Origin of the sequence: Streptomyces sp. NBC_01723, assembly GCF_036246005.1 — a bacterium.
Lineage (GTDB): Bacteria > Actinomycetota > Actinomycetes > Streptomycetales > Streptomycetaceae > Streptomyces.
Map to the genome: position 1 here is coordinate 2902292 of NZ_CP109171.1, position 19151 is coordinate 2921442.

At 72.8% G+C, this 19151-nt stretch carries 17 protein-coding genes and 1 pseudogene; 10 read left to right on the top strand and 8 right to left on the bottom strand.

All coding sequences use genetic code 11. The annotated features are described in order from the left end of the window. Nucleotides 1–230 precede the first annotated feature (230 nt). On the top strand, nucleotides 231–1679 hold the full coding sequence (locus tag OIE75_RS13465) for a hypothetical protein (protein WP_329471018.1): 1449 nt from the start codon (nucleotides 231–233) through the stop codon (nucleotides 1677–1679). A gap of 90 nt (nucleotides 1680–1769) precedes the next feature. On the opposite strand, the gene OIE75_RS13470 is transcribed toward OIE75_RS13465, so the two are convergent. After that, nucleotides 1770–2366 (bottom strand): histidine phosphatase family protein, encoded by a 597-nt coding sequence (locus OIE75_RS13470; RefSeq protein ID WP_122619944.1) that lies wholly within the window; start codon nucleotides 2364–2366, stop codon nucleotides 1770–1772. Between the two features lie 198 nt (nucleotides 2367–2564). On the opposite strand from OIE75_RS13470, the gene OIE75_RS13475 reads away from it, so the two are divergent. From OIE75_RS13475 to OIE75_RS13490, 4 genes are all read left to right on the top strand, one after another. Continuing rightward, complete coding sequence (locus OIE75_RS13475) at nucleotides 2565–3530, top strand: phosphatase PAP2 family protein (RefSeq protein WP_329471020.1); 966 nt, start codon at nucleotides 2565–2567, stop codon at nucleotides 3528–3530. Further along, nucleotides 3427–4629, top strand: coding sequence for a hypothetical protein (locus OIE75_RS13480; protein WP_443078351.1), 1203 nt, complete (start codon nucleotides 3427–3429; stop codon nucleotides 4627–4629). The genes OIE75_RS13475 and OIE75_RS13480 overlap by 104 nt, the downstream gene beginning before the upstream one ends. Continuing rightward, nucleotides 4620–6227: a hypothetical protein gene (locus OIE75_RS13485; protein ID WP_329471021.1), complete on the top strand. Its 1608-nt coding sequence runs from the start codon at nucleotides 4620–4622 to the stop codon at nucleotides 6225–6227. The genes OIE75_RS13480 and OIE75_RS13485 overlap by 10 nt, the downstream gene beginning before the upstream one ends. 98 nt (nucleotides 6228–6325) lie before the next feature. Next, nucleotides 6326–7609: an AAA domain-containing protein gene (locus OIE75_RS13490; RefSeq protein WP_329473983.1), complete on the top strand. Its 1284-nt coding sequence runs from the start codon at nucleotides 6326–6328 to the stop codon at nucleotides 7607–7609. A gap of 103 nt (nucleotides 7610–7712) precedes the next feature. On the opposite strand, the gene OIE75_RS13495 is transcribed toward OIE75_RS13490, so the two are convergent. Further along, nucleotides 7713–8678 carry a helix-turn-helix transcriptional regulator gene (locus OIE75_RS13495; RefSeq protein ID WP_329471022.1) on the bottom strand — a complete coding sequence of 322 codons (966 nt, stop codon included), beginning with the start codon at nucleotides 8676–8678 and terminating at the stop codon, nucleotides 7713–7715. Nucleotides 8679–8808: 130 nt separating this feature from the next. Between OIE75_RS13495 and OIE75_RS13500 the strand changes: the two genes are divergently transcribed. Next, entirely contained in the window at nucleotides 8809–9174 is a 366-nt protein-coding gene (locus OIE75_RS13500; protein ID WP_329471023.1) for a VOC family protein, read from the top strand. Between the two features lie 43 nt (nucleotides 9175–9217). Here OIE75_RS13500 and OIE75_RS13505 read toward each other — a convergent pair. The 5 genes and pseudogenes from OIE75_RS13505 to OIE75_RS13525 all read right to left on the bottom strand — a co-directional run. After that, nucleotides 9218–9473, bottom strand: a pseudogene (locus tag OIE75_RS13505) (hypothetical protein); the annotation flags it as partial. A 70-nt stretch (nucleotides 9474–9543) separates the two neighbouring features. Next, nucleotides 9544–10161: a GNAT family N-acetyltransferase gene (locus tag OIE75_RS13510; RefSeq protein WP_329471024.1), complete on the bottom strand. Its 618-nt coding sequence runs from the start codon at nucleotides 10159–10161 to the stop codon at nucleotides 9544–9546. 255 nt (nucleotides 10162–10416) lie between these two features. Then, nucleotides 10417–10929, bottom strand: a complete 513-nt coding sequence (locus OIE75_RS13515; protein WP_307017924.1) for a hypothetical protein — start codon at nucleotides 10927–10929, stop codon at nucleotides 10417–10419. 216 nt (nucleotides 10930–11145) lie between these two features. Further along, complete coding sequence (locus OIE75_RS13520; protein ID WP_307012340.1) at nucleotides 11146–12534, bottom strand: MFS transporter; 1389 nt, start codon at nucleotides 12532–12534, stop codon at nucleotides 11146–11148. A 149-nt stretch (nucleotides 12535–12683) separates the two neighbouring features. Further along, entirely contained in the window at nucleotides 12684–13118 is a 435-nt protein-coding gene (locus OIE75_RS13525; protein WP_234959640.1) for an ATP-binding protein, read from the bottom strand. Nucleotides 13119–13336: 218 nt separating this feature from the next. Between OIE75_RS13525 and OIE75_RS13530 the strand changes: the two genes are divergently transcribed. The 3 genes from OIE75_RS13530 (at nucleotide 13337) to OIE75_RS13540 (ending at nucleotide 15566) form a co-directional block, all read left to right on the top strand. Continuing rightward, on the top strand, nucleotides 13337–14188 hold the full coding sequence (locus tag OIE75_RS13530; RefSeq protein WP_329471026.1) for a helix-turn-helix domain-containing protein: 852 nt from the start codon (nucleotides 13337–13339) through the stop codon (nucleotides 14186–14188). Nucleotides 14189–14195: 7 nt separating this feature from the next. After that, the gene (locus OIE75_RS13535) at nucleotides 14196–14390 is read left to right on the top strand and encodes a DUF397 domain-containing protein (protein WP_307012345.1); all 195 of its coding nucleotides are present in this window, start codon (nucleotides 14196–14198) and stop codon (nucleotides 14388–14390) included. Between the two features lie 69 nt (nucleotides 14391–14459). After that, nucleotides 14460–15566 carry an LLM class flavin-dependent oxidoreductase gene (locus OIE75_RS13540; RefSeq protein WP_329471028.1) on the top strand — a complete coding sequence of 369 codons (1107 nt, stop codon included), beginning with the start codon at nucleotides 14460–14462 and terminating at the stop codon, nucleotides 15564–15566. On the opposite strand, the gene OIE75_RS13545 is transcribed toward OIE75_RS13540, so the two are convergent. After that, complete coding sequence (locus OIE75_RS13545; RefSeq protein WP_329471030.1) at nucleotides 15545–17440, bottom strand: putative bifunctional diguanylate cyclase/phosphodiesterase; 1896 nt, start codon at nucleotides 17438–17440, stop codon at nucleotides 15545–15547. The genes OIE75_RS13540 and OIE75_RS13545 overlap by 22 nt on opposite strands. Before the next feature lie 284 nt (nucleotides 17441–17724). Between OIE75_RS13545 and OIE75_RS13550 the strand changes: the two genes are divergently transcribed. Next, nucleotides 17725–19017, top strand: coding sequence for a M6 family metalloprotease domain-containing protein (locus tag OIE75_RS13550; RefSeq protein ID WP_329471031.1), 1293 nt, complete (start codon nucleotides 17725–17727; stop codon nucleotides 19015–19017). Nucleotides 19018–19151 lie beyond the last annotated feature (134 nt).

Below are 19151 nucleotides of genomic sequence, written 5' to 3' on the forward strand. Positions count from 1 at the left end.
GCGGCGGGCCGTCAACGGCTACGGCACAAGTCCGCCGCAAAGGATGGCACTTCATGGCAGATCGTGGATGAGATATCCGGTTTGTAGGCAAACAGTGCGTGGCGGCTCCGTCACAGCCGGTACGTTCTTGCTCGCCGGAAACAGGGATGCCAGGTGATGGCAGGCGGATGATTTCCGCAACTCATCTCTTTTCCGGCATGGTTCGACGGTTCGCACGAGAGGACCCGGCCATGGCGTCGTCAATGGTGACCTCCGCCCAGCCTGAACGGCCGTCGCGGCCGAACCTCGCCTTCCGGCGGTTGCGCGGCAAGCGCTCGCCGGCCGAGTTCGCGGCGGCGGTCCGCCGGGCCGCGCGCGAGATCGGCGAGCGGGTGAGCTGTGACGCGCGGTACGTCGGCCGGGTCGAGGCGGGCGAGATCCGCTGTCCCAACTACGCCTACGAGCGGGTGTTCCTGCACATGTTCCCCGGTCACACGCTCACCGACCTGGGGTTCGCGCCCCGCTCGTCGGTACGCGGACGCCGGGTGCGTACCGACGAGGACGCGCTCCCGGCGCCCACCCGCCCGTCCGAACGCGCCTCGGGTGAGACGCGGGGGGCGGGTGAACCGTATGAGACGCGTGACACGCAGGGCCCGTACGAAAAGCACGACAACAATGAGGAGAGCGACGTGCTGCGTCGCGCATTCATGACGAGCGGGGCCACCGTGGCCGCCGCCTCACTGGGCCCCCTGGGGCTCGCCCTCGACGCCGCGGCGGCCGGACGTCCCGTGCGCCGCGCGGGGTCCGGCGAGGCCTGCGCCCTCGAAGAAGCCGTCCGCCGGATCCGGCTGCTGGACGACCGGCACGGTGCGGACGGCCTCTACCGGCGCGCGGCGGCCCCGTTGCGCACCGCGTACGCGCTGCTGGACGCCGGGGCGTCCGGCCGGGCGACGGCGGACCGGCTCTACACGGGCGCCGGTGAACTGGCGATCTCCGTGGGCTGGCTGGCACACGACTCCGGGCGCTTCGACGACGCGCGCTCCCACTACGCGGAGGCGCTGGCCACCTCCCGGATGACCGCCGACGCGGGTCTGGAGGCGCACGCCTTCTGCAACATGGCGTTCCTCGCCCGCGACGCCGGGCGGCCGCGCGAGGCGGTGCGGGCGGCCCAGGCCGCGCAGCGCGCCGCCCGACCGCTGGGCTCGGACCGGCTGATGTCGCTGCTGGCGCTGCGCGAGGCGGGCGGCTGGGCGGGGCTCGCCGACCGGGTCGGCTGCGAACAGGCACTGGCACGCTCGCAGGCCTTCTACGAGCGGGGCCCCTCGGACGCCGACCCCGAGTGGATGAGCTTCTACGGCCGCGCCGAGCTGGAAGGTCTCGAGGCGCAGTGCTGGTCCGCGCTGGGCGACTGGCACCGGGCCGCCCGGCACGCACGACGGGCCGCAGAGTTGCAGGACCCGCACTTCACGCGGAACCTCGCGCTGTACTCGGCGGAGCTGGCGGACGACCTGGCACGCGGCGGCCACCCCGACGAGGCGGCGGACGCCGGCCTGCGGGTCCTGGAGCTGCTGGGCGAGGTCCAGTCCTCCCGCGTCCACACCATGCTGGCCGGGACGGCCCGAGTCCTGCTGCCCCACCGCCGCAACCGGGAAGTCTCGACGTTCCTGGACCGCCACGCCACGCTGCCACGCCCGGCCTGAGACCCGCTCCCTCGCCCCGGCCGCGGGCAGTCGTGCCTCCGCCGTGCCTGAACGGCCGGAGAGGTACCCCAGCGGGTGACACCCGCCCCGTCAGCCCACCAGGTGCCCCAGGTCGTTCCAGCTCTCCAGCGCCGGCTCCCCGTAGGCCCATCCCAGGACCGACAGCGACGTCGGGTTCAGCCGTATCCGCGCCGCGAAGTCCAGCGGCAGCCCCAGCCACCGCGCCCCGATCGACCGCAGAATGTGCCCGTGGGCGAAGACCAGCACATCCCGGTCCGCCTCCCGCGCCCACGCCACGACCTCGTCCGCACGCGCGGTGACGTCCGCCACGCCCTCCCCGTCGGGCACCCCGTCCCGCCAGATCAGCCAACCGGGCCGGACGGCCTGGATCTCGTCCGGGGTCATGCCCTCGTACGCCCCGTAGTCCCACTCCATCAGCGTGTCCCACGCGCGGGCGCGCTCGCCGAAGCCCGCGAGGGCGCAGGTCTCCCGCGCGCGGGCCAGCGGACTGGTCCGCACCTCGACGCCGGGCAGCCCCTCCAGGGGCGCCCGGTGCAGCCGCTCGCCGAGCAGCTTGGCGCCCTGCCGGCCCTCCTCGAGGAGCGGTACGTCGGTCCTGCCGGTGTGTCTGCCGGACAGCGACCACTGCGTCTGTCCGTGCCGGGCCAGCAGGATGCGCGGTGCCATGAAGAGGCCTTTCCGGGAGAAATGTCTGAGGGGGCCCCTCCATCATCCCGCACGGCGGGCGCGGGCAACCCGGGGGGCGATCCCGGCGTCTATCCGGTCCGAGGGCGCCCCGCGAGGCGGGCTCAGGGAGGCCGTAGAGTGGCACGTCCGTGTCAATCGAGGCGCGCGAGCAACGAGAGAAGGGGGAGGGCGATCGGATTGCCGCACACCGAGATACCGGGCAGCGAGGCGGCCCCCACGACTCGGCTGCGCTGGTGGACCGAGCTGCCGCTCATCGTCCTCGTGTACGCCTGCTACTCCGCCGGCCGCCTGCTCGTGCGGGGCGACGTCGCCGACGCCGTCGACCACGGCCTCGCGATCCTGCGCGTGGAGAAGGCGCTCTTCCTCAACGCGGAGCACCCTCTCAACCGGCTCTTCACCAGCGAGCCCTGGATAGGCATACCCGCCGACTTCTGGTACGCGTCACTGCACTACCTGGTCACCCCGGCGATCCTGATCTGGCTCTTCCGCTCCCGCGCGGTGCGCTACCGGGCCGCGCGCACCTGGCTGATGACGTCCACGTTCATCGGCCTCATAGGCTTCACGCTGCTGCCGACCTGCCCGCCCCGGCTGCTGGACAAGAGCCACGGCTTCGTCGACACGATGGCCCAGTACAGCTCGTACGGCTGGTGGGGCGGCGAGGCCAGCGCGCCGCGCGGACTGGGCGGGATGACCAACCAGTACGCGGCCATGCCGAGTCTGCACGTGGGCTGGGCCCTGTGGTGCGGCGTGATCCTCTGGCGTTACGGCGGCAGCCGCCTGACGAAGGTGCTCGGCGTCGTCTACCCGTTGGTGACCACCATCGTGGTGATGGGCACCGCGAACCACTACTTCCTCGACGCGGTCGCGGGCGCGGCCGTGATGGGCGCGGGACTGCTGCTGACGCCCGTCGTGCTGCGGATCTCCCACCGGGCGCGGACCCGGCTCATGGCCCGTTTCGCCTCCGGCGGCACATCTGCCGCACCGGTCCCCGACGGCGCGGGTTCCCCGATTGTCAGTGCCGGATGCCAGACTTCCGCGGGTGAGCGATTCCCACGGCAGCGCGAGCAGCGGTTCGAAGCAGGAGCCGAGCCGGACCCCGCCCCCTCGGACGCGGGGGACGAGACTCCGGCACCGGCTCGCTGAGCTGCGCGGGCCCGACGTACCCGCCAAGGCGCTGGACGCGCGCGCCCTGGCCGCCCTCGCCGCCAACCCGGGGTGCCGCAGGCGCGCGATCCTCGACGGCGCCGGGGTGGACAAGGCCGCGCTCGCGAGCGCGCTGGGATCGCCGTCGGTCTTCGGGCAGTCGCAGTTCGCGTTCATGCGGGGCAACGCCTTCGAGGCCCGGGTCAAGGCGGACGGCGGCGCCGAACTGCTGCGTCTGGTCCACGAGAAGCTCGACCGGGGCGCCGAACCGCCCGCCGGTGCGCGGGTGCCCGACCTCTCCGCGAACGGCCCCGAGGGGCGCGCGGCCCGGACGTCGCTCGCCCTGCGCGAGGCCACCGGCACACCGGGCGCCTGGACGCTGCTCGACCATCCGATGCTCGCCCTGGAGGTCGCGGGTTCCCCCGCCTTCCTGGAGCCGGACGCCGTGGTGGTGCACCCGGACGGCAGCTGGACGGTCGTGGAGATCAAGTCCTTCCCCATGCTGGACGGCGCCGCCGACCCGGCGAAGGTCGGCGCCGCCGCGCGGCAGGCCGCCGTGTACGTCCTGGCCCTGGAGCGGGTCGCCGCGCACCTGGACCCCGCCCCGCGCGTGCGCCACCGCGTCCTGCTGGTCTGCCCCAAGGACTTCTCCAACCTGCCCACCGCGTCCGCGGTCGACGTGCGCAAGCAGCGTGCGGTCACCGACCGCCAGCTGGCCCGGCTGACCCGGATCGAGGAGATCGCCGACGAGCTCCCCGAGGGCGTCTGTTTCTCCCCCGAGCTGCCGACGGAGGAGCTGACGGCGGCGGTCGAGGCGGTCCCGGCGACCTACGCGCCCGAGTGCCTGTCCGCCTGTGAGCTGGCCTTCCACTGCCGCGCCCGGTCCCGGGAGGCCGGCGCCGTGACCTGCCTGGGCCGCCCGGTCCGGGCCGAACTGGGCGGGCTGGCCACGGTCGAGGACGTGCTGGCCGCGGCCCACGGGGAGGCCGGCGACCCGGACGACCCGGCGGTGGCCGCGCTGCGCCGGGCGGCCCGGCTGCGCGCGGAGGCACTGGTGGCGGCCGGTGCCGGGGACGGCGGGGTGGCCGGGTGTCACTGATCACCACGCTCGCCCGGCTGGAGGCCGTGCGCTCCGGCGCCGCGCAGCCCGCCGCCACCGTCCGGCACCGGCACCTGTCCGACCGTCCGCTGGTCTTCGTCCCGCTGATCACCGCCGGTGAGGCAGGTGCCCCGCTCGGCGCGCTGGTCGGCACCGACCGGGACGCGCCGCGCCTGCTGGTCGTGCCACAGCCCCGCGACCGCGACCTGCGCTTCGCGTTCCTGGCCGAGCTGGCGGACATCGTGCTCCCGCACATCGAGGCGTGCGCCGACGCCGTGGAGGCCGCCGAGCGCACCGAGACCGACCCGGAGACGGGCAAGCGTGTCAAGGTCGAGGTGGACCTGTGCGCGGACGCCGCGCAGCTGATCGTGCCAAGCCGCGCGGGCATCGACTTCGTCCGGCTGCTGGGCCGCTCCATGCGCTTCCGTCGTACGGCGGAGCAGGATCCGCAGACCCCGCACCCCGCGCCGCCGAGGGTGCCGCTGCTCGGCCGGTGGCTCACCCACTACGGCGAGCGGGCCCGGGTCCCGGGATCGTCCCTGCTCCTGGCCATGACCGACCTGCTGGGCCGGCACTGGGCGACCGGCCAGTCCACGCTGGAGGACCAGCATCTCGGCGCGCTGCTGGCGTGGATCGCCCCCGGGGGCGAGGGCCTGACCGGCGCGGAGGCCGCGCGCCGGGCCGAGCTGGCGCGCGACGCGGAGGGCCAGTTGCTGTGCCCGCCCGCCGGACCGGCGACCGACCCGGCCTTCGACAACCGGCTGCTCGCCCCCGCCATCGAGCGCTACGACCGCGCGCGCACCGCGTTCGCCGCCGCCGAGGACGGTCTGGAGGCCGACGACCGGCTCGGCGCGCTGACCGCCGCGGAGCGGGAGATCCGCGCCCTGGTCGAGAGCCGTACGCGGCCCACCTGGGAGTCGGTGTGGCGGGGCCTGGACCTGCTGCGGGAGCTGCCGCCCGGCGCGCACGTCGACGACCGCTGGACCCGCGACCGCTGGTCGTTCACCTCGCACCGGGACCGCGTGCTGGCCGGGGAGCCCCCGCAGCCGCGCCGCGACGACGCGGTGACGGCGGCGAACAAGCTGGCCACGCGCGAGCGCGAACAGGCCCGGCTGGAGGCCCAGGAGGCGCTGGACGATCCACTGGTGATGGCCGGGCGGCGGCTGGCCGGGGAGGCGTTCGCGGGCGAGGTCACCGACGTGGTGATGGCGTACAGCGAGAGCAAGCGGCCCAGTCCGCGCCCGCTGGTCACGGTCCGCACGGACGACCGGCCGCACCTGGGCGAGCGGGTGCGGGTGTACCGGTCGCTGGGCGGCAAGCCGCAGGCGGCGGAGTACGCCGGTCCGGCGGGCGATCCCGGAGACGGGACGCTGGTCCTGCGGATCATGGACAAGATGGGCCGCGGCAAGGAGCCGGAGGCGGGGTCGGTGCCGGAGAAGGGCGACCGGGTCTGCTTCACGCTCTTCGAGCACGAGCAGCGGGGCGGCGCGAAGCTCCCCGACCCGGAGGAGACCCCGTGGACGCACGGGGGCCCGCCCGGTGAGGCGGCCGCCGTGCCCGAGGCCGCCGACGCCCAGACGGAGGAGGACGTCCTGTGACCGCCGAGGCAACCACGACCCCCGTCACCACCCCCGTCACCGCCGCTGGCGCCCCGGCCTTCGACCCGGGCGCCGAGGCCGCGCGCGCCACCGCGGCGATCCTTCACGACACGCTGCACGGCACGGAGCGCGGGGTCGTCGTGGATTCCCCGCCGGGCGCCGGCAAGTCCACGCTGGTCGTCCGGGCGGCGCTGGAGCTGGCCGAGGCCGGCCGCGCCCTGATGGTGGTGGCGCAGACCAACGCCCAGGTGGACGACCTGGTCCTGCGCCTCGCCGAGAAGAACCCCGAGCTGCCGGTGGGCCGGCTGCACAGCAGCGACACCGACGCGTACGACAAGGCGCTCGACGACCTGGCGAACGTACGCACCTCGGCGAAGGCCGCCGACCTCGCGGGCCTTGCGGTCGTCCTGTCCACGGCCGCGAAGTGGGCGCACGTCAAGGTGGACGAGCCGTGGCGGCACGCGATCGTGGACGAGGCGTACCAGATGCGCTCGGACTCGCTGCTGGCGGTCGCCGGGCTCTTCGAACGGGCGCTGTTCGTGGGCGACCCCGGCCAGCTGGACCCGTTCGCGACGGTGGGCAGCGAGCAGTGGGCGGGCCTGGCGTACGACCCGTCGGCCTCCGCCGTGACGACCCTCCTCGCCCACAACCCCGGCCTCCCCCAGCACCGTCTTCCGGTCTCCTGGCGCCTCCCGGCCTCGGCGGCCCGCCTGGTCTCGGACGCGTTCTACCCGTACACGCCGTTCCGCAGCGGCACCGGCCACGGCGACCGGAGCCTGGCCTTCGCGGTGCCGTCGGACGGCTCGGGCCCCGACCGGGTGATCGACGAGGCCGCGGTCTCCGGCTGGGGCCTGCTGGAGCTGCCCGCCCGGCACACCCCGCGCACCGACCCGGAGGCGGTGCGTGCGGTGGCGTCGGTGGTCCGGCGGCTGCTGGACCGGGAGGGCGCGGCGATGTCGGAACGCTCCCCCGATCCGGTCCCGTTGACCGCCGCCCGCATCGCCGTCGGCACCGCGCACCGGGACCAGGCCGCCGCGGTGCGGGCCGCGCTGGCCGACCTCGGGGTGAGCGACGTGACCGTGGACACGGCGAACCGGCTCCAGGGCCGGGAGTACGACGTCACGGTCGTCCTGCACCCCCTCTCCGGCCGCCCCGACGCCACCGCCTTCCACCTGGAGACGGGCCGCCTCTGCGTCCTGACCTCTCGCCACCGGCACGCCTGCATCGTGGTCTGCCGCGAGGGAGTCGACGGGCTCCTGGACGACTACCCGTCCACGGAGCCGGTCCAACTGGGCACGCTGGTGAAGTTCCCGGACGGGTGGGAGGCGAACCACGCGGTGCTGGCGCACCTGGCGGAGCACCGCGTGGCCTGGCACCCCTGACCGGCTCTCCGGAGTGGGCTCGTCGCGGGCTCCCTCGTCGCGGCGGCCTGGGCCGAGGAGACCAGCGGCCGCACGCTGGAGGACATGGCGTCGTAACCGGCGCTCACCCCGCGTGCGTGCGCGCGACGCCCGCCGCGAGGCGGCGCACCAGCTCCCTGGCCTCCTGCGGGGCGACGACCTCGATGTGCTCGCTGAACTGCAACAACTGGCGTACCGCGTCGATCCGGTCGTACGCCACGGTGACCTCGACCCGCCCGTCCGCCCCCGGTTCGCCCGCCGTCCTGAGCCTGGCGCCCAGGATCCGGCGGGCGAGGTCGAGGCTGGCGGCGTCGACGCGGGCGGTGACCATGACCCGTCCCTCGCTCTCCAGCGCCTCGCCCAGCTCCCGCGCCGTGCCCACGAGGTCGGCACCGGGCCGCAGCCGGCGGGCGTCGTCCAGTACGGTCCAGCGCTGGAGGCGGGAGAGCGCGAACATGCGGGGCCGCCCGTCGCGGTCGGCGACCAGGTACCAGCGCCCGCCGCGCTGCGCGAGCCCGTACGGGTCGACCACGAGGTCCCGCGCGTCCGTGGCGCCGCTGCGCCGGTACAGGACCCGCAGCCGCCTTGCCGTACGCACGTCGCGGACCAGGCCCGCCACGTCGGGCAGGGGCGCGGCTTCCTCGAACCAGGGCCGGTTGTCGATCGCGATCACGTCGGTGAGGGCCAGCGGCAGGTCGTCCCGGGCGGGCGGCGGTGACCGGCGCGAGGTGAGCTTGCGCAGCGCCGACCGGGCGGCCGCCTCGCCGCCGAGCTGGCGGGCCCGGTCGAGATCGAGCCCGACCGCCCGCAGCAAGTCCGCCTCACCGGTCGTCAGCTTCGCCAGGTCCACCTGGTCGCCGGGCAGCAGGCTGATGCCGCCGTACTTGCCCCGCTCGGTGAAGACGGGGATGCCCGCGTCGACCAGCGCCCGCACGTCGCGCAGCACCGTCCTCGCCGAGACTCCCAGCTCCTCGGCCAGCGCCTCGGCGGTGGTCCGCGGATGTGCCTGCAACGCGGCGAGCAGCTCGATCAGGCGTTGGGGCCGGCTCATGGCGACAGCTCCCTCGCAGGACTCACTCCGCCGGATCTCCTCGTCGGAACACGACAATCCCTGTCATGTTCTCACGCGAGGCTGTACGGCGAGGGCCGGAACCGGCCCGCCCGGAAGGAGCCCGCCAGCCATGTCCGCACCGAATCTCTTCCTCGTCTACGTCACCGACGTCGAGCGCGCGACCGCCTTCTACTCCGACCTGTTCGACATCAAGCCGGTGATGACCACACCCCGCTACGTTCCGTTCGAGGTCGCCCCGGGCGTGCTGTTCGCGCTCTGGAGCGGCCGCGCGGACCAGGTCGCCCCGGGGACGCCGCGCACCTCGGAGGTCGGCCTTATGGTCCCGGGATCCTCGGCGGCCATCGACGAGATCCACGCCGCGTGGGTGGCCAAGGGCGTCACGGTGGTCGAGGAACCCCACGACGAGGTCTTCGGCCGCACCTTCGTGATCGCGGACCCGGACGGCAACCTGATCCGGGTGTCGCCGGTCGACTAGGGCCTGTCTCCCCGATCACGAGCGGAGCCGGATGAGGATGTCAACGACACCGCCCGTCCGAGGCCAAGTGCACCTTCGTGGTCAGCCCGCAACGTGGGCGGCCCAGGGCCTCACCGGGCGCGCCACCGCCTCCCGGCGGCTGTGGCACATGTGCGCGCGCACGTGAACTGATCTTCGCGCGGCCCCCATTCCCCAGCCGGCAGGGCCGGTGGCGGCTTCCTCGGTGCACCGGCCGCGTGCTGATGTGCGCGCATCGAGGTCGAGTCGACGTTGATGTCCCAGTCGATGTCGCTCACCGCGACGGCGACGGCGACGGCGACGGCGACGGCGACGGCCTGGAGAACGAGCGAACTGACTCCAGCGGCACCGTCAGGCTGATGCGTGACCAGCTCCTTCCGGACGTCCACCGTGCTGGAACCACTCCGGAGCCAGGATCGACATCACCGTCGCGTCCACCCGCTCGCCCTCCCAGAGCAGTGCGTCACGCAGCACGCCCTCGGCGACGAACCCCACCTTCTCGTAAGCGCGGCGGGCTCGCGGATTGAACGCGTAGACCTCCAGCGAGATGCGGTGCAGACCCAGCTCCTCGAAGCCATACCCGACGATCAAACGGGTCGCCTCCGTCCCCAGCCCCGATCCATAAGTGCCGGGCACCAGGCAGATCCGGAAGCTGCAACTTTCGTTGCCCGGGTCCCACTCGTTGAGGACCGCCTCGCCGACGACGTGCCCCGTCGCCAGCTCGACCACGGCAAGGTCCAGCCGGTCGTCTTGCTCCCAGCGGCTGTCGTACCAGGTACGTATGCGCCCCTCATCGAGTGCCCCGTCGTCATGGCTGCCGGTCAGCCGTGATGCCTCTGCATCCAGGAACATCGGCATCAGCGCAGACACGTCATCCAGTGTGACCGGCCGGAGCCGCACCTGTTCACCGCTCAGCGACGGCTTGCTGAGGAAGTCCGGGCGTGAAGCACTTCGAACGTGACCAACCATGGCCGCATTGTGTCCGGCTAACCCGTCCGACGTCCTCCCGATATTCATCACAGGACCCGTGATCGGGGAGACAGGCCCCAGTGCTGTGACCGCATAGGTTCGCCGGATTGGGGGTTGAAGCGGTTGGGCGGGCGATGATGCTGCTGGCCTCAGCCGGCGGAAACCGCGTGCCGGTGATCGCGCAGCTGGTACGGGCCACGCTTGTGGGGCCGGGAAGCGGTGGGACAGGGGTAGCCGATGTCAAGGCCGTGGTCGCTATGCCTGTCCCCGTGCCCGGTGCCGTTTTGCGTACGACCAGGTCACCGCGGTCATCAGGGCCGGGATGGCGAACAGAGGGGCGAAAGCGAAGCCCCAGACGGTCTGTGCTGTACCACTCGACATGTACGTCTGACTCTCAACGGTGAAAGCGACCACGAGTTGCCACAGTGCCATCAGGACCAGGACACCCGATGCGGTCCAGGCCAGCGGGGCGAGGACCGCGGGGCGCAGCGGCCGCCACCGGTTGCTGACGAGCAGCAGCGGTAACAGAGCGGCCAGCTCGGCAAAGACGGAGAGGCCGACGACGTAGGCGATCCCCCAGCCTGGGATGTCGAAGACGTCGCGCAGCACCTGGTCGCTGTAGCCCACATAGACACCGGATGCCATGGCGATGCGCCACAGGCCGGACGGGACTGCACACAGAGCGATGGCGTGGGCGGCGCGGCGAGCCCAGACAGGCGCAGGTGCGGAGCCGAGGAGAGGAACGGTCGCTGTCGTCATGACGTACATGCTGGCCCTGGGCATGTCAGCAGCGCTTCGTCCGCTACGGCGAACCTCCTCCGCCCTGCGGATGAGGGCGCACCCGCTGAGGAGGGACCTGAGGAGGGCTCAATCGCTGGACACGCTGGGGTATCCAACCGCCCGGCGATCGAGGGACATCGCCCCGAACCGGTGAACGTTCGCGTCACAGCACCAGCGAGCCGGGCAGCACTCGGGGGTCTCCTCCTACCGCCGCGGCAGCCGCCGGATCAGCAGGCCGGTGACCGCTGCCAGGGCCACCAGCAGCCACGAGCAGTCGATCAGCGCCCGCGTGAAGTCGGTGGCCGACAGGGAAGCCGCCGTCTCCTGCGGGTCGGCGCCGAGCAGGGCGACGAAGAGCGTGCCGAACACGGCCACCCCCAGCGAGATGGCGGCCTGGTTGACGGTGAGCAGGATGGCGGAGCCCGCACCGGCGTCCTCCGCCGGGACGGTGGCCAGGATGCTGCCGACCAGCGGTGCCGCCACCAGTCCCCCGCCCGCACCGGCGACGAGCAGCGCCGGAGCCATGGTGAGCGCGGCGAGAGGCGCGTCCGGTGCGGGGCCGGGCAGCAGAGTGACGATGAGGACGAGGTATCCGACCGCCATGGCTCCGGCTCCGGCGACGAGCACGGCCTTCCCGTACCGCGCCGCCAGTCTCCGGCCCACCATCGAGGCACCGGCGAACCCGACGCCGAGCGGCAGGAACGCGATGCCCGAACCGAGCGGCGACAGGTGCAGCCCGTCCTGAAAGACGTAGGCGAGCAGCAGGAACAGCCCGTAGTTGCCGCTGTAGAAGAAGACGACGACGGCCAGTCCCAGACTGAATCCGCGCTTGCGCAGGAGGGAGGGCCGCACGAGCGGCGTACCTCCCGAACGGGCACTTCGCTGCTCCACCCGCCACAGCGCGGACAGCGCCAGCGCCGAGCCGCCGAACATCGCCCAGATCCACGGCGGCCACCCGCCCGCCTGGCCCCGGATGAGCGGATAGATGAGCAGGGTCATGGCGATCGCGGTCAACAGCAGCCCGGGAATGTCGAGTTCGTGCCGGTCCCCGGGCCGTGACCCGGGGAGCAGGGCGGCAGCACACGCCGCCGCGACCAGCCCGATCGGCACGTTGACCAGGAAGACGGAACGCCGGCCCAGGCCGAACACGTCGAGTTCGAGCAGCAGCCCGCCGAGAATCTGCCCCGCGATCGCCCCCATCCCCAACGTCGCCCCGTACAGCGCCAGGGCGCGGGGCCGTTCCTGCGGCGAGAAGACGGTCTGGATCAGCGCCAGGACCTGAGGCAGCATCAGAGCCGCCGCCAGCCCCTGCCCGATGCGCAGCACGATGAGCGCCCCGGCCGTCGGCGCCGCCGCGCACGCCGTCGACATCACCACGAACGCCACCAGGCCCGTCACGAACACCCGCTTGTGCCCGTACGTGCCGCCCAGCCGCCCTCCGGTGGTCAGGGCGACGGCGTACGCCAGCACATACCCGCTGATGACAAGCTGGAGATCGGCGAACCCCGCGTTCAGATCGCGCTGAATGGAGGGGGCGGCGACGTTGACGATCAGTACGTCGAGGATGCCCATGAACGTGGCGGCGAGCAGCACGGCCGTCGCACCTCGCCGCCGCCCTCGCCCACCATCGCCGACTGCCGTGCCTGCTCGGTCCATGGCCGACACCTACCACCCTCGGGGCGGCGGACCGGATCACCCGGCCCCGGTGTCCGGGCGATTCCGCCGGGATGCCGCCGTGCCCCTCACGCCGTCCGCGCCTCGCGAGCAGTGGCCGTACCCAGCTCGCACCAGACGTACTTGCCCCGGTTGCCCTCGCGGGCCAGCGGCTGCCAACCCCACACGTCCGCGCAGGCCCGCACCATCGCCAGCCCCCGCCCGTCCTCACGGTCCAGGGCCCGGTCGAAGGGCTGCGGCGGCTCCGGCGGCGAGGGATCCGCGTCCCAGGCGCCGAGGCGGAGGACTCCGGTCCCGGACCAGCGCACCCGGAGGGCGGCGGGCCCCTTGGTGTGCCGTACGGCGTTGGAGACCAGCTCCGTCGCCAGCAGTTCGGCGAGGTCGACCAGGCGGATCAGGCCGTGCATCGTCAGGATCAGCCGGAGGGTACGGCGGCAGACGGTGACTGCGCGGGGGTCGTTCGGGATGTAGAGGGAGTACTCCCACGGATCGTTTTCGGGCATGTCGGTTCCCTTCGGGGATGGGGAGGGGATGCGGGGCCGGTGTCATTGCCGCGTCGTCACGGCAGGACGAAGCGGTGCGCTTCCAGCACCCGACTATCGCGCAGGGTGCGCTTCACATCACCGACGGTAGACATTAGATTTAAGGTACCGCAAGCCCGTCACGTAATCTGACACCCGAACGAGTCGCGCCAGCAGGTGCGTTGAGCGAGAGGGCAGTGATGGGGACCAAGCGCGAACCAACGGCACGGCAGTTGCGCTTGGCGGTCGAACTCCGCAGGCTGCGCGAGGCGTCCGCACTCAGCGCCCGCGAGGCAGCGGCACTGCTCGGCGTGAACTCTGTGCAGATCAGCCAGATCGAGTCCGGGATCACCGGCGTGAGCGAGCAACGACTACGTCGGCTCGCCGCCCATTACGCCTGCACGGACGATGAGTTGATCGACGCCCTGGTCGTCCTGGCGACCGATCGGACCCGCGGCTGGTGGGAGGAGTACCGGACCCTCCTGCCCACGTCCTTCCTGGACCTCTCCGAGCTGGAGCACCATGCCACCTTCCGCTGGGACGTGGACTTCCTGCACATCCCAGGGCTTCTCCAGGTCGACAGCTACGCGCGAGCGCTCTTTTCCCGACGCGTACCCGGACTCCCCGAGGAAGAGCTTGGGTTGCGCGTGCGGCATCGGATGCAGCGGCGCGTTGTCATCGAAGGCGAGCGGCCGATCCCTTACGAGGCACTGATCCACGAAGCGGCGTTGCGCATCCGGGTCGGAGGCCGCGCCACCTCGCGCACCCAGCTGACCCACATCCTGGAGCTTTCCGAGGCAGAGCATGTGACGGTGCGCGTCATCCCGTTCGAACTGGAGGAGTTCGCCGACGTCACAGCCGCGATGGTCTACGCCGGCGGCGCCGTCCCGCGACTGGACACCGTGGTACGCGACGGCCCCCACGGCACACTCTTCATCGATTCGGAATCACAGCTTGGCGTCTTTCGAACACTCTTCCGTAGAGTGAAGGAGGTATCGCTCACCCCCGAGCGTTCCCGTGACTTCATCCACAGGCTGGCGAAGGAACTGTGAGGCCCTGGTGACCACTCCCGACAACTGGCGGAAGTCCTCCCACTCCGGCAGCGGCGACGGCAACGCCTGCGTGGAAGTCGCCCACCGCCACCCCCACACGGCCGTCCGCGACTCCAAGGCCCCCACCCGCGCCGTGCTCACCTTCCCGGCCGCCTCCTTCGCCGCCTTCCTCGACACCCTCCGGAAACCCACCCGGGAATAACCGGAGACCCCCTCCTGTTACGTCGCGCAGCGACCCCGCCACGCCACACGCAACAGGAGGCACCCCGCCATGTCCGCAGACGCCGCAGACGCCGCCGAGGAGATCCGGGGCACCGCCCAGGGCACCGCCCCCGTCCCCCTCTCCGTGCTGGACCTGGTGACCGTCGGCGCCGGCCGGACCGCCACCGACGCCCTGCGGACCAGCGTGGACATCGCGCGCCTGGCCGAGCGGCGCGGCTTCCACCGGTACTGGGTCGCCGAGCACCACTCCATGCCCGGCGTCGCCTCCTCCTCCCCCGCGGTGATCCTGGCTCACCTCGCCGCCCACACGGACCGCATCCGGCTCGGTTCGGGCGGCGTCATGCTGCCGAACCACGCGCCGCTGGTGATCGCGGAGCAGTTCGGCACGCTGGAGGCCATGGCACCGGGGCGGGTGGATCTGGGCCTCGGCCGGGCGCCCGGCACGGACGGGGCCACCGCCGCCGCCCTGCGCCGCACGGACCGGCTCAACGAGGGCGCCGACGACTTCCCGCAGCAGCTCGCCGAGCTGATCCGGTTCCTGGACGACGACTTCCCCGACGGGCACCCGTACGGGCGTATCCACGCCGTGCCGGGGCCCGTGCAGGCGACCTCGCCCGGGGGCGTGCAGTCGGCCCACCGGCCGCCGGTGTGGCTCCTCGGCTCCTCCGGGTTCAGCGCGCGGCTGGCCGGCACCCTCGGGCTGCCGTTCGCCTTCGCGCACCACTTCTCCGCGCAGAACACCGTCCCGGCGCTCGACCTGTACCGGGACTCCTTCCGGCCGTCCGCCGTCCTGGACGCCCCGTACGCCCTCATCGGCGTCTCCGCGCTCGCCACCGACGACGAGAAGGAGGCCCGCCGGCAGGTGCAGGCGGCCGCGCTGAACATGGTGCGGCTGCGCACGGGCCGGCCGGGGCTCGTGCCGACGCCCGAGGAGGCCGAGGCGTACGACTTCAGCCCGATGGAGGAGGAGTTCGTGCGGTCCTGGAACGCCAACGTCATCCACGGCACCGCCGACGAGGTGCGGACCGGCCTGGACGACCTGCGCAAGCGCACCGGCGCCGACGAGCTGATGCTCACCGCCAACGCCCACGGCGGCGACGTGCGTCTGCGTTCCTATGAGCTGATCGCCGACGCCTACGGCTTGCCGGCCGCCTGAACGCCGGCGGCGCCGGGCCCGGCGGAGCCCAGCAGCGCGGAGATGCGGTCCGGTGCCACCGGTCGGGAGTACAGCCAGCCCTGACCGGTGTCGCAGCCGATGCGGCGCAGGCGGGTCGCCTGGTCGGAGGTCTCCACGCACTCGGCGGTGACGGTCAGGCCGAGCCGGTGGGCGAGCTGGACCATCGCCTCGACGATGACCTCGTCGGCCGGGTTGGCGGCGCCGGCGCCCGCGCGGGGGCCGCCGTCCGCGTCGCCGTCCGGTACCGCGTCGTACTGGAAGCCCCGCACGAAGGCGCCGTCCAGCTTCAGGACGGAGACCGGCAGCCGGCTGAGGTAGGCCAGGTTCGAGTAACCGGTGCCGAAGTCGTCGATGGCGATGTGGACGCCCATGTCGCTGAGCGCCTTGAGGACCTGGAGCGGGCGGCCCGCCGAGCCCATGACCGCCGACTCGGTCAGCTCCAGCTGGAGCAGGTGCGGGGGGAGGCCGGTCTCCTCCAGGGTGCGGGCCACGTCCGCCACCAGGTCGGAGTCCCAGACCTGGCGGACCGCCACGTTGACGCTGACGAAGATCGGCGGATCGTCCGGGTGGGCCAGCTGCCAGCGGCGCGCCTGGTGGCAGGCCGTGCGCAGGATCCAGCGGCCGAGCGGAACGATCGAGCCATCCTCCTCCGCCAGTGCGATGAACCGATTCGGCGCCAGTACGCCGAACTGAGGATGATTCCAGCGGATGAGCGCCTCGACGCCCCGCACCCGGCCGTCCTCCATGCCGACCAGCGGCTGGTACTCCAGCGCGAACTCGCCACGCTCGATGGCCGGACGGAGCGTGGCCGCGAGCGCCTGACGGGTCATGCGGTTGGCGTTGCGCTCCGGGTCGAAGAGCGTCCAGCGGGCCCGGCCGTCCGCCTTGGCCCAGTACAGGGTCGTGTCGGCCGCCTGCATCAGGGCGGTGGGGGTGGTGCCGGCGGTGTGGCGTTCGACGACGCCGACCGAGGCGGTGACCGAGAGGCGGCGCTCGGACAGCTCGAACGGCGGCTGGAGGGCCGCCAGGACGGCTTCGGCCAGGTCGGCGACCTGTTCGGTCCCGGTGGAGTCCTCCACGAGCAGGGCGAACTCGTCGCCGCCGAGCCGGGCCACCAGCGGGGCGCTGCCCGAACGGGCGTCGGCGGCCTCCTCCGCGCAACGCGTCAGCCGCTCGGCCACGGCGGCCAGCAGGCGGTCGCCGACACGGTGGCCGTGGGTGTCGTTGACGGCCTTGAAGCCGTCCAGGTCCAGGTAGCAGACACCGATCCTGCCGGTGCCGCCGTGCTCGTACGTCTCCGCCTCCAGGGCGGCGGTCAGCCGTTCGAAGAACAGGGCGCGGTTGGGCAGCCGGGTCACCGGGTCGTGCATCTGGAGGTGGCGCAGCCGCGCCTGGAGTTCGCGCCGCGCGCTGACGTCGGCGACGGACAGCAGGAGGCCCGGGGTGTCCCCGGCGTCGGCCAGCGGCTCGACCGTCACCTGCGCCCACAGGGAGTGCCCGTCGGCCCGCTTCAGCCGCCGGGTGCAGCGCAGCCGGGGCTGCCGGCCGCGCAGCACCTCGCGGTACGCGTGCCAGACACCGGCGTCGGAGGCGAGGTCGACGAGGTCGGCCGCCGCGCAGCCCACCAGCGCGTCGGGGTCGTTGCCGAGCAGGGTTCCGAGGGTGTCGTTGGCGCTGACGACCAGGCCCTCGATGTCGACGACGGCCATGGCGAGGGGGGCGGCGGTGAACACCGAGCGATAGGCCGCGGGTCTCTCGCGTGCCGTACGAGGAGCCAGACCTTGGTCACTCTCTGTGACGGCCGACCGGTCGAGGTCTGCCGCGGACGCCGGCCCTTCGGAGGTTCCGTTCACCGCTCGCTCCCGCAGTGCCTCGATCTCTGTTCGTGCTCTGTTCGCGCAGGAAAGTGTGCCGATCATAGAGGCTGACACCGGGCCCTTCCAGCCGCCTTTCCGCGTTCCGGACCGAGCGGCCACTCTGAGAGATCGTTTCTGCTCACACCTGGACGGGTTCTTCGCGCCTCCGACCAGTTGTGACGTTCCGTGAGTGCTGCCGGGGTGTCGACCAGGAGGCCGACGGTGAGGCCGCGCACGGCTCACCCATCCGGTGCAGGCGAACAGGGCGCAATACGACAATCATGCACAAGCTGGGTGCGGTGTCCCGTCGACCGCTCCCGGAGGTTCATGTGCCACGCCTGCGCACCACGGCGGCGGTGTGCACCACCATGTCGGCCCTCGCGGCGACCTCCCTGATCACCGCCCCCTCGGTCGCCGAGCCGTTCTCGCCGGAGCCCTGCGCCCTCAAGCGCACCGAGGTGCACCACTCCGAGGGCCTGGACACCTGGAACGCCGCCTATCCGCGGCCCGCCCGCGCCCTCGACGCGGTGATGATCTTCCTGTCCTTTCCCGACTCCCAGCCGCTGACGTCGCCGGCCGAACTCACCGCCGACCACTTCCCGGCCACCAGCCGCTTCTTCCAGCAGGCCTCGTACGGCGCCTTCAGCCTGCGCCCGCACCCGATGCGGGACTGGATCCCGATGCCGAGCCCGTCGACGTCGTACGCCATACGGCGCGACTGGCGCCCCGAGCACCGGGCCGCCTACCTGCGCGACGCGCTGCGGGCAGCCGACCGGCACGTCGACTTCTCCCGCTACGACGTCGTCTACTTCGTCGCGGACCCGGACGCGCCGGGCGTGGACTCCGACGCCACGAAGGTCGTCAACCTGGAGCGGCCGATGCGGGCCGACGGCACCGCCCTGCGGCGGGTCGTCACGGTCTTCGAGAACCATCCGCCCGACCGGCTGGTCCTGGCCCACGAGACGGGGCACGTCTTCGACCTGCCCGACCTCTACCACCGGCCCGTCGACGGCGAGGGCGACTGGGACACCCACGTCGGCGACTGGGACCTGATGGGCAGCCAGTTCGGACTCGCCCCGGACCTGTTCGGCTGGCACAAGTGGAAGCTGGGCTGGCTGGAGCCCCGGCAGGTGACCTGCGTGCGGGGCAGCGGTCCGACCCGGCTGACGCTGGAGCCGCTGGCGGCGGGGCCGGGGGTCATGGTGACCGGCGCGGCCGGGGCGCCGGCCTTCGGTCTCGGGCGGGGGACGAAGCTGGCCGTGGTGCGCACGGGCGCGGACACCGTGCTCGCCTTCGAGGTGCGGACCCCCGTCGGCAACGACGCCTCCGCCTGCCGGGCGGGGGTGCTGGTGTACCGGGTGCACAGCGGGTCGGAGTCCGGGGACGGGCCGATCGAGGTGATCGACGCCCACCCGGACACCGAGTCCTGCTGGGCCGACTCGGTCTACCCACCCCTCGCCGACGCCCCGGTGGGCCTGGGCGAGAGCTTCACGGTCCCGGGCGAGGGCGTCCAGGTGGCGGTGGAGGGACGCTCGGAGTCCGGGGCGTGGACCGTACGGATCACACCCGGGTGAGGGCAAGGGGGGCGCGAGGAGCCGCGGGGCGCGTCGAAAGGGGGTGCGGGTGGCGAAGCCCCCGCCACGCGCGGCGAAGCCGCGCAGAAACAACGATGGCGAGACCGGTTCGCGTTTTCCGCGAACATGCCTCG

What these genes read in the sequence shown, in the direction of transcription:
- OIE75_RS13465 (WP_329471018.1), top strand. Translation starts at nt 231, where the DNA reads ATGGCGTCGTCAATGGTGACCTCCGCCCAGCCTGAACGGCCGTCGCGG.
- OIE75_RS13470 (WP_122619944.1), bottom strand. Translation starts at nt 2,366, where the DNA reads ATGGCACCGCGCATCCTGCTGGCCCGGCACGGACAGACGCAGTGGTCG.
- OIE75_RS13495 (WP_329471022.1), bottom strand. Translation starts at nt 8,678, where the DNA reads ATGAGCCGGCCCCAACGCCTGATCGAGCTGCTCGCCGCGTTGCAGGCA.
- OIE75_RS13500 (WP_329471023.1), top strand. Translation starts at nt 8,809, where the DNA reads ATGTCCGCACCGAATCTCTTCCTCGTCTACGTCACCGACGTCGAGCGC.
- OIE75_RS13510 (WP_329471024.1), bottom strand. Translation starts at nt 10,161, where the DNA reads ATGGTTGGTCACGTTCGAAGTGCTTCACGCCCGGACTTCCTCAGCAAG.
- OIE75_RS13515 (WP_307017924.1), bottom strand. Translation starts at nt 10,929, where the DNA reads ATGTACGTCATGACGACAGCGACCGTTCCTCTCCTCGGCTCCGCACCT.
- OIE75_RS13525 (WP_234959640.1), bottom strand. Translation starts at nt 13,118, where the DNA reads ATGCCCGAAAACGATCCGTGGGAGTACTCCCTCTACATCCCGAACGAC.
- OIE75_RS13530 (WP_329471026.1), top strand. Translation starts at nt 13,337, where the DNA reads ATGGGGACCAAGCGCGAACCAACGGCACGGCAGTTGCGCTTGGCGGTC.
- OIE75_RS13540 (WP_329471028.1), top strand. Translation starts at nt 14,460, where the DNA reads ATGTCCGCAGACGCCGCAGACGCCGCCGAGGAGATCCGGGGCACCGCC.
- OIE75_RS13550 (WP_329471031.1), top strand. Translation starts at nt 17,725, where the DNA reads ATGCACAAGCTGGGTGCGGTGTCCCGTCGACCGCTCCCGGAGGTTCAT.